The 15,946-nt window shown below is 40.7% G+C and carries 9 protein-coding genes; all 9 read right to left on the bottom strand.

What is annotated here, in order from left to right; genetic code table 11:
- A partial coding sequence (locus tag DLJ74_RS15665) for an SDR family NAD(P)-dependent oxidoreductase (RefSeq protein WP_146202441.1) occupies window positions 1-7,611 on the bottom strand: 7,611 nt, incomplete at its 3' end.
- Window positions 7,601-8,401, bottom strand: coding sequence for an alpha/beta hydrolase (locus tag DLJ74_RS15670; protein WP_109985161.1), 801 nt, complete (start codon window positions 8,399-8,401; stop codon window positions 7,601-7,603). The genes DLJ74_RS15665 and DLJ74_RS15670, both read right to left, overlap by 11 nt.
- A 15-nt stretch (window positions 8,402-8,416) precedes the next feature.
- Complete coding sequence (locus tag DLJ74_RS15675; protein WP_109985162.1) at window positions 8,417-9,085, bottom strand: MBL fold metallo-hydrolase; 669 nt, start codon at window positions 9,083-9,085, stop codon at window positions 8,417-8,419.
- Complete coding sequence (locus DLJ74_RS15680; protein WP_054861643.1) at window positions 9,075-9,329, bottom strand: acyl carrier protein; 255 nt, start codon at window positions 9,327-9,329, stop codon at window positions 9,075-9,077. Before DLJ74_RS15680 ends, DLJ74_RS15675 begins: the two co-directional genes overlap by 11 nt.
- A 12-nt stretch (window positions 9,330-9,341) precedes the next feature.
- Window positions 9,342-11,666, bottom strand: coding sequence for an ACP S-malonyltransferase (gene fabD, locus DLJ74_RS15685; RefSeq protein ID WP_109985163.1), 2,325 nt, complete (start codon window positions 11,664-11,666; stop codon window positions 9,342-9,344).
- A gap of 60 nt (window positions 11,667-11,726) precedes the next feature.
- Window positions 11,727-12,497: a 4'-phosphopantetheinyl transferase superfamily protein gene (locus tag DLJ74_RS15690; protein WP_181397602.1), complete on the bottom strand. Its 771-nt coding sequence runs from the start codon at window positions 12,495-12,497 to the stop codon at window positions 11,727-11,729.
- Window positions 12,498-12,618: 121 nt separating this feature from the next.
- Window positions 12,619-13,287 (bottom strand): class I SAM-dependent methyltransferase, encoded by a 669-nt coding sequence (locus DLJ74_RS15695; RefSeq protein ID WP_109985165.1) that lies wholly within the window; start codon window positions 13,285-13,287, stop codon window positions 12,619-12,621.
- Between the two features lie 70 nt (window positions 13,288-13,357).
- Complete coding sequence (locus DLJ74_RS15700) at window positions 13,358-14,707, bottom strand: MATE family efflux transporter (protein WP_181397603.1); 1,350 nt, start codon at window positions 14,705-14,707, stop codon at window positions 13,358-13,360.
- A gap of 1 nt (window position 14,708) precedes the next feature.
- Window positions 14,709-15,722, bottom strand: coding sequence for an acyltransferase domain-containing protein (locus DLJ74_RS15705; protein ID WP_181397606.1), 1,014 nt, complete (start codon window positions 15,720-15,722; stop codon window positions 14,709-14,711).
- Window positions 15,723-15,946 lie beyond the last annotated feature (224 nt).

A 15,946-nucleotide genomic window follows, 5' to 3' on the forward strand; every position in this document is an offset into this window, starting at 1 on the left:
CTGCGCTTCCCGTGGAGAAATCCCAAAAAATGTGGGATCAAATTCCCGTACGCCTGGCACCATGCCGAGGCGCCATGGTTCCCCCTCTTCCGACCAACGGGTCGTTGGTTGAACCTGCTCTTCTCCTTGGACCAGATGCTCCCACAGTTGCGCAATATTTCGTGCCCCAGGAAATCGGCCACTCATCCCTATCACGGCAATAGGTTCCGTATCTGGCTGGGTCGGTGCCGCTGGCACCTGAGGAGCGGATGGAGATTTTCGTTCCTCTAGCTTTTCTGATCTGACTGGCTGAGACGATTCCTTCGGCGCTGGCTGGTCCTCGGTTGATAAATGCAAGGATGGCTTTTCCCTTGTCGTCCCTTCCCTGTAAAAGTCGGCCATGGCTTCTTTGTGTTCCGTCATATAATAGTCCGTCAACTTCCCTAACGTAGGGTAGCCAAAAAAGAGAGCCGGGGTAATCTCCACCTGATAATGATCGGTCAATTGTTCGGCAAAGGTGGCTAAGGTAATCGAATCAAAGCCAAAGTCCGCCAGGTTACTCTCTACCTGCAATTGGTGCCGCGGGATTTGTAATAGCTGGGAGGCGATTTCCTTTAAATCCCACTCTACACATTGGGGGACACTTAACCCCTTCATTTCTTCGCGCCTTCCTTGCCCGGCTGGCACATCCAAGACATCAGGTTGCTTCGGTAATGGCTCCACTGTCTCCGGCTGGTCTATCCCTAGAAATCGGTAGACTCGCTCCGGTTGACCAGCCAGAACCAAATGCTGAGTGGAGGACTGACCGAGTAAGCGCTCAAAAAGAGCGAATCCTTCCTCTGTTTCCAAGGCTCGTTGGCCACTAGAAGCGAGATAGAGATGGGTCTGTTCCTCGTCTCCTAGCCCCATTCCCCCTTCTTTCCATAGAGGCCAATGGATCACGAGCGTCTTCCCAGGGTATATTGCTTGCCTTTGATCAGCATAGGCCAGGAGGAAACGGTTAGCGATCGCATAATCTCCTGCCCCCATATCTCCCAAAATTGCCGAGGAGGAGGAAAAATAACAGACAAAATCAAGGGATTCCGAGGCGAAAACCTCATCCAAGACCTGGACCCCTTGCACCTTCGGAGCTAACACATGTGCAAAATCAGCCGCAGACTTTGCCAAAAGAGGCGCTGTACTCGCTACCCCCGCCGTATGAATGACCCCGTCGATTCCTCCGAATCGATTCTTAGCCTCTGCAAGGACCGCTTCCATTGTCGCTCGATCACAAACATCCGCCTGACAGTACACCACTTGGCTGCCTGTTTCTTCCCATTGCTTGATCTCCGCCGCTAAGGAATCGGATAACGGGGACCGTCCTGTTAACACCAAATTGACAGATCGCGAGCGAGTGAGGTTAGCCGCCAATGAACGGCCTAAGCCCCCTCCACCGCCGGTGATAAGATACGTACCACCTTCTTGAATCTGCCCTTCCCCTTCCGTGATATCCGTCGACTTTATTCGGCAAACATGCCGTTTCCCTCCGTCATAGAGCACACTCTCTAGATCAGGGGTTCCGAGCTCGTCCGCGAGCCTATCCAGCCACTTCGTTATGTCCAGCGCTTCGGAGGTGGCTTTTTGTAGGATTCCTGCGACCTCCATCTGAGGGAACAGGAGACCCAGGGATCGCTCCCAGCCCATCCAAGATTCGAGATAGCTGCGTTCCAGTGGACTCGTCCACTCCCCTGCCCAGACAAAACGGGCTGGCTTCGCTTCCTGCGTTGCCTGGAATAGGTGGAAAAGGGGCCTATAATCGCTAAGGAAGTGCGGTTCCTCCAATGGCCACAGATAGAGTAAAGCAAAGCCCGTCCCCCAGTCAGCCGCTATGCGCTGAAGGGTTTGGCGGTAAGCCGCTCCATCCTCTCGAGGGAGCTGGTAAGAATAGGCATTTTCCCGAGAAGCTTTCGATCCTTGGGCAATAAAAATGACCTCTGTCCCAGGATAACGGGTTTGAAGGCCTGTACGCCATAATGATTGATAGCTAGGATCGGATAGAAAACAGACCCACACCTTCGGTGGGGCCCATCGCTCATCCGGTAGCTCTTGTTGTTGCCAGTTTTCCGCAAATGTCATTAACCGGGTTTCCTCCGCCGATTTTCCCATCGCTTCCGCTACTGGAGTCTGGGAGGAATCGGACGCAAAAGAGGCTTCCTTCGTAGGAGCCGTAACTTCCTCTGGTTGTGGTACCCAATACCGATCTGGCGAAAACGGATACGTAGGCAGGGGCACCCGACCATATTGACCTTCCGTAAACAGAGCAGGATAATCTAATTCATATCCCTGAACATATAAATCGGCCACGGTAGAAAGGTTGTCCATATAGTCTTCCTTATTAATTTTGCACTGAGCAATACAATGGTTACCAAATTTCTTTAATGCCGGCAGTTCCCTCTGTTCCCTTTCATATATAACATGAGTAAATATAGAAGAAGTAGATTTTCGCTCAAGCCATTGTGCTAATTGAGCAACCATATCCTGCTGATTACGTACTACACAGGCTAAACGATGATTAAAATGCTTTCGACCTACCATTAAGGTGTAGCAAATATTCCCAACATCCTCTGTATTGCTCTTACTATAATCAATCAGTTGTTGAGCTTGCTTTTGCAAAGCCTCCTCAGATCGAGCCGACAAAACTAATAAATAACCAAGCATATCCGGATGATTGCGGACTACTTCTGGTGCCTCTTCAATCACCATATGAGCATTCGTGCCACTCACTCCAAATGAGCTTACTGCGGCACAGCGTTTAGCACCTGATTTAACTTCCCACTCCTTTAATTCAGTATTGACATAAAAAGGACTATCTTTAAATTCAATATTGCTATTTCCTTGATCAAAGTGTAGTGAAGGGGGGATTTTGCGATGTTTTAAGGCCAAAAGAACCTTAATAACACCAGCAATTCCTGCAGCCATTTGCGTATGACCAATATTGGTTTTAATCGAGCCTATAGCACAGTAGGACTTCTTATCTGTGTAGTGTTTAAATGCCTGTGTCAACGCTTGATATTCAATTGGATCCCCCAATTTTGTTCCCGTTCCATGTGCCTCTACCATCTGAATATCCTTCGGGTTGATACCAAATTGTTTATAAATATTCTGCTCTAACTGAACCTGGGAACGAAGGCTGGGTGCTGTAATACCATTAGTTGTACCGTCTTGATTTATACCAGAACCCCGGATGACACCATAAATGTGGTCACCATTAGCAAGGGCATCTTCTAATCGTTTCAGTAAGACTACACCAACTCCTTCACCAGGAACAAATCCATTGGCTCGATCATCAAACGTATAGCATTGTCCTGAAGGAGATAACATTCCAGCCTGATGTTCTGCTTTATATAACTCAGGTGTGCAGCGTATAGATACTCCACCAGCTAATGCCATCTCTATTTCACCCGTCCATAATCCTTGACAGGCCACATGCATCGCTACCAATGAACTGGAACAAGCTGTGTCTATCGCAATAGCTGGACCCTGTAGATTCAGATAATAGGCAATCCGAGCTGGAATGACAGAACCTAGATTCCCCCAAAAGGCTTGGGGTACCTCATTGGAGGGGTAATTATGCATTAGATGGTGATAATCACCCTCACTACCTCCTACATATACACCACACGACCGACCTTGTATACTTTTTCCAGCATAGCCAGCATCCTCTAGGGCTTGCCAACATGCCATTAAAAATAGACGTTGCTGAGGGTCCATATGGTTTGCTTCTACGCCTGAAATATTAAAGAAGAAGGGGTCAAACTGATCAATATTCTCAATAAAGCTACCTATTTCCCACCTCTTTAAAGTTTCATCTTTATCATTTTGCTCCCTCCAGCGAGTTGTATGATCAACCAAATTAGTTCCCTTAGATAAATGCTCCCATAATTCATGCACATTTTCAGAATTAGCAAACCTGCCACTTATCCCTACAATAGCTATCTGGCCTTTCTTTTCAACATCTGACCCACGTTCTTTATAGCTTCTCTTCTCTTCTTTTGCTCCTACCACTTGTTCTGAAGAGGTTTCTTCCATAGATGATGGCGTCTCCTGTCCAAAAGAAGTAGTAATAGCTTCATTGTAATGAGTCAAAAGAAAATCCGTTAATTGATCAATGGTCGTAAAGTCAAAAAGTATGGTTGTTCCTAACTCAAGTGAAAAGGTGCTGTTAATTGTTTGAATGAGGTTAATTCCACTAATTGAATCAACACCGTAATCGCGAAATGCTGCCCCAAAATTAATGTTTTGAGCATCAGTTGATAAGGCATGTGATAAATGTTCTGCCATCCAGTCTTTCAATGCCCTCGCAATGTGATCATTCTTTACGGTGGTGACAGCTGGTTGTTTTTGCTCCCCTTGTTTAAAAGGTTGTTTTAGCATGGCTACTTGGCGCAGTTGGCCATCACTTAAACCCATAATAATCTGTTGACCTTTTTCATGGTCTTCTGCTACAGGAAATTGAACCTGTTTAAAGCCTTCTTGCTTCAATACTTCCTTCCATCCATTTGCAGATATAGCTGGACCACCAGATAGGCGCAATGTATCGTCTTGGAATAACCACCAGCCTTCCAAAAGACCAAAGGTCAAGTGTAGAAAAAGAGAGTTTTCACTAAGCTCATTTAAAATCAGCATACCATCCTTCTTTAATACCGCTTTAACCTGTTGCAAAGATTGCGCAATCTCTTTTGTGGCATGAAACACATTGGTCGCAATGGCAATATCATATGTATCAATTCGAATGCCTTGCTCCAAAGCTTCAGCCTCTACATTGTATACGGCATAATTGACAAAAGGATAAGCTTCTTTAAACCTTTTTTCCGCATAAACAAGAAAAGCTTTGGAAATGTCGGTATAGCAATATTCTTCTACATTGTCCCTATAGGGCTCTAAATTTTTCAACACAGAGGAACTTGTGGCCCCTGTACCTGCTCCGATTTCAATGATCCTTATACGCGCATTCGGATCCTGATGTAAAAGCTCCTGTATATATTCAACGACTTTCTGAGCAAGAATATTATTAAAATAATCAGCAATGTCATTATTTTGGTATATTCCTTCCACCAGTTCCATGGAGGAATTAGGAAACATAATATCTGTTGCCAGTATCTCACCAGTCAAAATCCGTGGTAAGGAACGAAGGGTATGTTCTACCAAAATCGTCTGTGCCTTAGCATCTTGATTAGTCAACCAATACTGTTTTTTCCTTTCCCAATCCTCCCAATCATCCATTTTCTGCGTAAAAGCAGGGTTCACACTATAGCGATTGGACTCATCACAAAATACACAGTGATTATCCATTAAAAACTGGAGACTGCGTTTCAACCATTTAGCATAAATTGATTGCAACCCCAGTTTCTTTTGCATATCCTCTAATGTCAACTTTTGATCATTTAAAATGCCAAGAGACTGTAATTGCCGTAACAATAATTTCGTAAGTAGTTCTTCCATATCCTCCATTTGAAGACCAAATGATGATAGATTTGTAGGTTCTTGATCAGTAGTTGCATCCTTCTCTTGTACCCAATAACTCGTTCTACAAAATGGATAAGGAGGAAGCGGTACCTTTCTATTTTTTTGATATAAGCCTGTCCAATCCATAGGATGGCCTTGTACATACAACTCGGATAATTTCACAACATAATCCTGATATCGATCCATATGTAATATCGTTTGATTAGACAAAGTATGAATTAACTGTTGTCCATAATTTATCCGTTCGAGATCTGATTGATAAGTAGTAACCCGATGACACCACGTCTCGTCTTCCTCAAGCCCCGCTTCTATCACTTTAAACAGTTGTTGCCTAAGTTCCGTCAAATTACTAGCAATAAAGGTACAACGAACATCATAATGACTTCGTGCCACCGATAAGGTATAAGCTACTTCTTCAGCAGAGTAATGCTCGCCTTCACTCTTTATCCAGAAAGCAAGATCGACTAGCTTTTGACGTAAAGCTTCTATGTTTTTAGCAGATAATAAAAATAGATAATATGGCTTAGGGATGGATGATATTGATTGCGGTGATTGGTCTACCCATTCTTCAATAATTATATGAGCATTGGTCCCATTGGAGCCCAACGCATTTAACCCTGCCCTTAAAGGTGTACCTGAAGAAGCTTTCCATGGAGCCAATGTAGTATTAAACACAAAAGGACTGTTTCTTAATGGATCCTCTTGATCTAGTTCTATTAAACGGTTTGGAGGTAAAACTTGATTTTTCATTGCCATCAGAATTTTAAATAATCCAGCCATACCAGCTGCCAGTGTAGCATGGCCAATGTTAGGTTTATGAGATCCGATAACACAATATTGAGTTTTATCTGTAAATTCTTCAAACACTTCGGAAAAAGCCTTTAGCTCCATTCGATCACCCAATACGGTACCAGTACCATGTGCTTCAATATAGCCTATCGTTTCAGGGTTAATCTGTGATTTAGTATAGACTTCTTTAATTAATTGCTTTTGGGAAGCAACACTTGGTGCTGTCATTCCATTAGTTTTACCAGCTTGATTAATAACAGATCCCTTAATAACCCCATAGATATGGTCCTGATCTCGAACTGCAGCATCTAGCCTTTTTAGCACAGCCATGCCTGCACCTTCTCCCAAAACCATTCCATTGGCCTCTGGATCAAACGCTTTACATTGCCCCTCCGGTGATAATAAACCAGCCTGAGAAGACATCTTAAAAAATTCAGGCGTACTTGCAATAAAAACTCCACCAGCTAGTGCCATTTCCGATTCACCCTTGCAAATACTATCACAAGCTAAATGAATGGCAACCAAAGAGGAAGAACAAGCTGTGTCCACTGTCAGACAAGGACCCTTAAAATTAAAGAAATACGAAATGCGAGATGCAAGCATTGACATCTCATTCCCCCAAAAGGTGTATGTATCCATCTCATCCTTTAATTTTGACCTGTAGTCAGATGTTCTTCCTCCAATAAATACGCCAACCTTTTTTCCAGCCAGTTTTTCAGCAGGGTAATCAGCATCCTCAAAAGCCTTATAGGTTTCCTCCAAACATATGCGCTGTTGTGGATCCATCCTTTCTGCTTCCTCTGTGGAAATATCAAAAAAGTCTGCATCAAATTGATCAATATGCGATAACATTCCGCCCCATTTACTGACTGAGCGATTTTTTTGGTTCGCCTGTGTTGTGAAGTACACCTTTTCATCCCATCCAGGGCGTTGAATTTCTTTCACACAACAATCTCCTGCTTTAAGATGTGTCCACAACTCCTCAATATTTTCAGAGTCTGCAAACTTACCAGCTATTCCGATAATTGCAATATCCGTAGATGAGTCTTCACTTATAGCATTCACAGAGGTGGCGCTTTTTTCTTCTATAAAGTATTGCTTTTCTATATGTTCAGCTAGCTCAGGAATACCACGAAAATCAAAGATTACTTCAACCCCTAATTCTAAATCTAGACTATCATTTACCGCTTCAACAAAGTCTACTGCCATAATGGAATTCATACCTAGCTCTAGAAAACTTTTATTGAGATCCAAAGGCTGATCTGTACCAACCACTTGAATAAACTTTTCAATTAATTTCTCTTTAATCGAATGTTCCGTTCCTTGATTACGCCTCATTTTTCCATTCAGTCCTCCTTTTTATAGTAAAAGCAAGGATATGTTCCGCAACCTCTTGCCAACGAGAACCCAACATCATGTCATGGCCCATTTCAGAAAAGATTATCGGTTCTGTTCGGTAAAATCGCCCAATCGAATGAGTGGTCTTTTTTGAGATCATAGCATCCTCATCCGTTCCTAGCACTAAAAGGGGAACTTGGGCTATTGTATTCTTAGGTACTACTCGTTTTAGGCAATCACTGCTAGCTTTTATTGATTCCGGTTGAAGCTTCTGGTTTAAGTCGTATTTTTCGGCAGGCTTTTCGTCATATAAAAATAAATCCACTGGAAAGTTGGTGGTTTTGCCCTGATTATATAGTTGTAGTTGAAAAAATTTCTTAGGGTGCTTGAACAACAGCCGTATTAAATCCTTCAGCATTCCTCCAGGCGGAATCGAAGCCAGTAAAACAGCTGAATCCATCCTATCCGGATGCTGATGCATGATTTTTTGTACGACTGCTCCTCCCATGGAATGACCAATAATAATAGGTTTTTGTTCAAAGGTTTGTAATACACGGTAGGCATCTTCTACATAATCATCCATTGTATAGGTATGTAGTTTTTCATACCCATCACTTTGGCCATGTCCCCGAAAGCTCATGGCATAGGACTGGAAACCATGAGCTTGGAAAAAAGGAAGGAAATATTCCTTCCAGCACCAGGCAGCATGATTTGCCCCATGAACAAAAAGGAGTGGTGGTGTTTCATTCCACTCCGAGGAGGTAGTTTGAATGACTTCTATTTCTCCCATATGGTCCTTTCCCTTCTATTGAAAATCAAATAAACCTAGTTGATTTTTTCGCATACGAAATTTAATAAAATGCTCACGATTTAGTTGAAGATAAATATTATTCTTACGAAGATGCTCCATCGTTTGTCCCGGTGGCATCCCAAATGAGTGTCCGGGAAAGATACAAACATCATTTTTTATTTCTCTTTTCAATCGTTGAATGCTAGAATACATGGCTTCCGGTGAACCTCCAGGCCTTATGCAGACACCACAGCCTTCTGTAAACAGGGTATCTCCTGTAAAAAGGCTGTTTCCTAGGTAAAAACACATGCTACCCGTTGTATGGCCCGGGGTTAATAGACAACGAAACGATAATCCTCCCAATGAAAGAGAGTCGTTATCGTTGATAGCGTGCAGTCGCTCACATCGAAAACCGGAAGCATTAATCTCCTTTTGCGACAAAAATACATCCGGTTGCATAGCTTCACTTAATGTTGGCACCAGATTCGTATGGTCGTAATGAGAATGAGTCAAAAGAATCGCTCGAAGTTTAGCATTATTTTTTTTCAGTAACTTGGTTATTTTTTCTAATTCCCATGCCGGATCAATCACAATAGCATTTCTAGAGTTTGGCTCCACAATTAAATAAGAGTAATTAATAAAAAATTGATAAGTCATTTTCAGAGAATATTGTTTATAAAGCATTCTTGTTGCTTTTTTCGAAAAGGATTTCAGCCAAACCTCCGAGATTTCTCGCTTCTGACAACTCAATACTAGGAATTTGTAAGGAAAGTGCTTCTAATGTCATCATAATAATTTCCGCTCGATCAACAGAATTGGCACCTAAATCCGCCAACCTGTCTTCCCACTCAAAATGATGTTGTTCAAGTTCTGGTACAATTTCACGTGTATGCTGTACTAATATAGAAAAAATGTCTTCTTTACTCATATTATTTCCTCCTTAGATAGTAACCGTTTGTAGTGATCCTGATTCTTTTACAGCCAAAAGCTGTTGAAAACGTTCGGTTAGTAGCTGCGCCGTCTCATCCATTAAATATTTTCCAATATGATCCACATGACGGTTATGCCAATTTTCTAAATCGGTTCCTTTGACCCATTCATTAAAGGACCCTAAAGCAGGTCCGCAATGAATCTGAAAATCTACTTTAGATTCCTGCTGATCGTTTAGTGTCAATTGATTGGTATAATGGAAATACCATTTAAATATTGCAGCCATTTTTTGTTTAGGGTTTTTTTCGAACTTCTGCAAATCTTCTGTCGTGTAGTGGTCTCTAATTTTTGCATAAACCTCTTCGTATTTGCACTTAAAATATATTTCTTCAATATGCTCCCGCACATGCTTATCTATAGATTCCCACGACTCATAATGACGGTACAATTCCCAAAGCTTATTGGCACGAGCAGGGAAAAATACTCCTTTTTTCAAGACTTGAATTTTGGCACCCAGTTCAAAAAGATCACCAGCAGGTGCATATTCCGTATCCTGTACATTCATTTGTTGCAACAAATTTTTTGCAGAATCACTAGTATTCGCTTCGACGGTACATTGATTAATGGAACCTGTTAGAATATATGCAGCACCGAGGGTAAAGGCCGCTGCTGCTGCTTCAGGTGTTCCAATCCCACCTGCTGCCCCAATACGAATCTCTCTATTATAAGCGTATTTTGTTTGAAGGCGATCTCGCAACCGAATAATGGTCGGAAGTAATGCATAGGCCACTCCAGCATCTGTATGCCCACCGGAATCAGCTTCAACGGTAAGGTCATCTGCCATTGGAATTTGTCGAAGCCATTTGGCCTCCTGGGAAGTAATTTTCCCTTCCATCTGTAGCTTATTGAGTAGACGTTCAGGTGGAGGACTTAAAAAAGCCTCAGCGACTTCCGGCCTCGAGACTTTAGCAATAATCCGATGATGACATCGAATGGAATTATCTGAAGAAGGCTTTAATCCTTTAGCTCGATAGATAATTAAGGCAGGTGTTATACCGAGAAAAGCGGATGCCTCCATAACTGTCACGTTATATTTTAATAGTAGATGGACGATTTCTTCTTCCCTTTGGGGATGATTAAACTGATGAACTAGATTAATACCATATGCTTCCCCTTGATTTAATCCCTTTTGGATAGTGATAATCGCTTGTTCAATTTCCACTGGTTTTAATCCACCACTACCAAAAAAGCCCATCATTCCTGCTTTTCCTACTTTCACCACTAAATCGGTAGAAGAAATGCCTCGGTACATCCCACCAGTTAAGTACGCATACTTAAGGTTGTAATCCCTCTTAAAACTATCACTTCCTAAGGAAGAGGCCGTCAAGCATAACCGAGGAGGTGAATCGGAAGGTGGAACCTTTTGTTCAGTCCTTCTTCCCATAGCTTCTTTATCCTTTGTCAACCTATCCTCTACGGTCAAAGGCTTTGATTTATTTTTAATTTGACCAATTAAACTGGTTAATACATGACCCGGACCTAGCTCTAGAAAATCCATCTCTCCCTTCCCCATTAAATAACGGATACTTTCGGTCCATTTCACCGGATGATCAATTTGAGCAATAAGATTAGCTTTTATATTCTCCCCATAAGGCCTAGCCTCAACATTGGATATGATAGGGATAGCTGGGGGAAAGAAGTGAAACTCATTTAAATAAGAGGAAAATTCCGATTTTACTTGTTGCATATAACGAGAATGAAAAGCACCACTTGTTTTTAAAGGGATAAACATCTGCACATTGGGCGTTTTTTCGAAAATTCCCTGTGCTTGTTTTATCTCCTCCTTCGGACCAGATAAAACTATTTGTGTAGGTGAGTTGAAGTTAGCAATATCCAATTGATCCAATCCGTTTAATGCTAATACTTCCGCAATTTGTTGTTCATTCAAACCGAGAACTGCAGCCATACCACCACCGTAGCATTGGCTCATCAACTCTCCTCTTTTTTTAACTAGCTTAAGACCTGTTTCGAAGTCAAATACCCCTGCCGCAAAAAGAGCATTATACTCCCCAAGACTATGACCTGCCACATAATTTGGCTTTTCATCTGTTTCTCTAGTCTTTTTAAGATAGTGAAATGCATTAACGGTATACAATGCTGGTTGTGTGTATTGAGTTTGTCCTAAAATCTCATCTGGGTTTTCCAAACAAACTGTTCGAATAGAATACCCTAATATGTCATCAGCAAGCTTCGTTAAGCGGGAGAACTCTGCAAATAATTCTTTACCCATCCCCTTTTGCTGGGACCCTTGCCCCGGAAAAACATAAACGGTCATTCTCTCATCTCCTTCATTTTGTTTTGCTAACTCCATTGAATGGAGTAGAACCATATCAAGTTATGTATTAATCCCATCTAATATAGGAATACCTTGACATAATAATTGATAAATAGAGTCCTTTGACCAATGAACCCCTTTAGGATGAGTAATCGAACAAACATAGGATGAAAAGATAAACGATGTCGTACAAAACTGTGGAAAGTAATTGAAATAACTTGTTATAACTGGATGAGCTACTTCTACTGTACGGATCGAAAAAATATCAATTGGGGATGTAAATCCCGTTTTTAATACTTTGGACAAGCTTTCTTTGACTGACCAGAAAAGTGTGAGCGAATGAACCGAAGAAAAAGGTAGTGATTTCATCACCATATGTTCTTCATCCGTCATCTGTCCAGCTAATACTACTTCTTTATCTGTTTGAATTCTCTCAATATCCACACCTAGGGGGCAGACATCACCATAAGCTAATGCCATACCTAAATCATCGCAATGGGAAATAGTGACTTGAGTTTCTAATCCATGAACAATCGGTTGGTGGAAAATACCTGGTTCAATTTCTATAGAACTTAACTTTTCTTCACCACTTAGTAAAGAAACAGCATTTTTACCTGCATATCTGCCCGCTAAATAGCTTTTGATTCTATTTTTAAACGTCAATTTATCTAAATAGGCAATTTCCTTCGGATGAAGAAATACTTTTGTTTGTAGGTAATCATCATAAGAATTGGAATAGCAAAGGCAACAAGTCGATAGAAAATTTCGTTCTTCCTCTTCTTTAAATACGAGATGGGTTGTCCACAGCATCGGTAAGCTTTCGATGTACATCAAGGCCATCCTTTCACCAATAAAATATGCTTTACATTAATAGAATAGATGGATAGTAGCAAAAAGGAGTATGAAGTTAGCCAATTTGTCTCTTCCTATCCTATTTTTTGGAGCTATCACGTTATCTCTCAAACCATGCCTCTATTCCAATAAGACCCTCATGTAAATCACATGTTTCGAAATCACTCTCTTTAACAAATCCCAGAAATTTCTCCTTCGTATAGGCTTGCTTAATCACTACATTCCGAAACATCCACTTGATAATCATAGCATTCAATCCTTTGAAGCCCATATCTTTCGTTACAAATTTATTAATGTCAGCTTTAGGCACATCCCCTTTAAAATCGATAATGACCACTTTTCCTCCAGGTTTTAAAACCCTTCTCATTTCATTTAAACATTTAACTGGTTGAGCAAAATTCTTAAAAGCGGCACGACAAACGATTAAATGAAAGCTTTGATCATCAAATGGCATATTTGCTGCATCACCATGACGGAAATCAATATTCAAACCTGCTTTATCAGCATTGTTTTTTGCCATTTGCACTAACTTATCACTAATATCCAATCCGGTAATTTGAAAATCGCCTAATTTAGCCAGTTCCATCGATAAATATCCAGGACCAGGAGCAAGATCAAGCACAGAATCTCCATCAGATAAGGCTTTTAATACCTTATTTGCATCTTGTGTGTATTTTTTGATTTTTTTCTTAGTGTTTTTAGCATACCACTTACCTATAAAACCGTTCATTTCTGGTCCCTTATAACTTTTAGTAGGATTTACAGACATTTCTTTTCACTCCTTCAAATAGTATTATTCCTTTCCTAATGGCAATAGATCGACGTACAATACAACCATTTCAAGATGGCATAGCCTTGTGTTCTTTCATCTCTGTTATTCCCCATTTCCATTTACCTGATCGATAATATAACCAACTACCTACTGCTAGTACGATAAAGCTGGCTAAAACAGCGTACCATACACCCGTTACATTCAAGCCCACTTGTGTAAGTATTGCAGCTACTGGTACCCTTATAACAATGAGAGAAACTAAAGAAAATAATAGCGTAACTCCGCTTTTTCCAGCTCCATTAATAATGCCATTGCAAGCATATAAAAGTGCAAAGAAGAGATACCCTAAGCTAATGATTTTCAAATAATCTACACCAATATTGACGACTGATGGGGTAGTGATAAAGATTTTAATAATATAATCTGGGAAGAGAAAACAGGATAGAGCAATTAAAAACGTAAAAGGAATATTAACAAGTAATCCTCCACGAAAAAGGCTTTTGATTCCCTCCATTTTTTTCCCATGTACAAATTGCTTTGTTAAAATTGTTATAGCTATCATTACCGCAATCGCCGGTAAAGCGACAATGGAATCAATTCGGCTAATAACATAAAACGCTGCAGTTGCGTCACTTCCAAAAGGGTTAACAAAAATAATAATGCACGTGTATCCTAAAGCTAACAGAGATTGTTGAATAAAAACAGGCATACTCACAGGTAATAAGGAGAATAGAATATCACGATCTAATCTCCATTGTGTCGGTTTAATGAATAGGCCCTTATAATTACGCAAGAGATATCCCAATGAAATAAAAAACGCCACTACTGAGACAATAAAAGAAGCAAATACAGCCCCATACAATCCTAACTCAGGGAAAGGCCCAAACCCGACGATCCACATAGGTACTAATAGTAAATTTCCAGCTGTAGCAATCGCTATAAAGAGCATTCTCGCAAAGGTATACCCTACATCTTTCAATAAGGATGTAATTAAAAATGAGAAATACATAATCGTGAACCCTAATGCCATAATCCGTAAGTATCCTGTAGCTAGCTCCATAACGCTTCCAGGAGTCCCCAATATGGTAAGAATCCCTCGAGCAGCTAAAAATACCCCTATGGTCACCAACAACACGCTTAAAACTGAAAAGGTCCATGACACATTAATTTGTTTTTGGTTATTATCTCGATCTATCTTTTTTTGAAAACCTTGTAACATTGGCTTTGAAGTTAATTTGGCTGCTCCATTAGCAATTGCGGACATTGCTAAAACGATAGGAAAGCATGCCCCTACAGCTGCGACAGCCTGGCTTCCTATCAAATGGCCGACCCAAATAATATGTATAAGGCCATCTACCATCACTAATGCACTTTCAATAAAAATTGGGAAAGCCAACTTTATAATTTTACCTCTCACTCTAACTTCTCCCTCCATGAACTCCTTGGATTTTTTGTTTACTACTTTTCCCTACATCATGAATTGACAATTTGGAATATACACTTTCCAACGCTTTGACATTATCCGCGTATGGTGAAAGAATACTAAAAATGGATAGATCATTTTGTTGCTTAAATTGAGCTTTTGCTAGATTAGCTAGAGTACCCGATGGACCTAAATCTATTAAGATCGCCCCATCATGATCCACCACTTCTGTTAAAGCACTAGTAAATCGAATTGGTTCTCTTAGCACTTCCCAAAAATAGGTAGCATTCATATTTTCCTTCCTATATCCAGTCACAGAGGAATAGAATGGGATAGTTGGTGTCTGATAATGTAATTCCGACAAGCGATTTTGGATAGCCTTACCAGCCACATCAATGTAACTAGAATGGAACGGAAAGGTTACAGGTAGCCTAAGAAAAGTAATTTCTTTTGTACGAAGATATTGCTCTATCTTTTTTACCCCCTCCAAATTGGAAGCGATTACAAAATGAGATTCATTGTTAATCGCAGCGAGATAGGAATGATGATGAAGAAGAGGTACCTCTTCATAAAGACTTGGAGAAGCTAGGATCGCAATCATTCCCCCTGGCTGACTAAATTTCTTTATAAAAAGCACTTGATCAATTAAACTATTTAAGACGTCTTCTTGGTGAAATACATTGGCCACTACTCCAGCTGCATATTCCCCTAAGCTTGATCCTATTACCGCATGTGGACGTATTCCTTTTTTGATCAGTAAATTAGCTAAAGCAACTTCAATCATAAAAATAGCCGGTTGCGTGTAGAACAAATCACTAAATTCATCGCTTTTCAATCGATGTTCATCATAGATATACTTTATTACCGAATTCCCTGTGGCCCTTTGAAAAGTAGCATCCAACTGATCCAAGTTCTCTTTAAAAATTGATTCCTGTTCATACAGCTCCTTTCCCATTTGAAAAAATTGAGATCCTTGTCCTGAAAACATAAAAATAATTTGGTCCTTCATGATTTCATCACACCTTACTTTCGACATCACTCTACTATGGATGTAATTATTCAAATAGACTAATAGAAGGAGTACCTTCATAAAAAGATAAATAGGAAATTACCGGAACTACTAAAGTTACTATTTAGCATTTTTCATATGCACATGTTCCACAGTCGCAATGGAAAGGAGCTTAATTATCGTTTTACTAATACTAAAAAAGCCCCCTCCAATTATATTGGGGA

Origin of the sequence: Gracilibacillus dipsosauri (assembly GCF_003176895.1) — a bacterium.
GTDB lineage: Bacteria > Bacillota > Bacilli > Bacillales > Amphibacillaceae > Gracilibacillus > Gracilibacillus dipsosauri.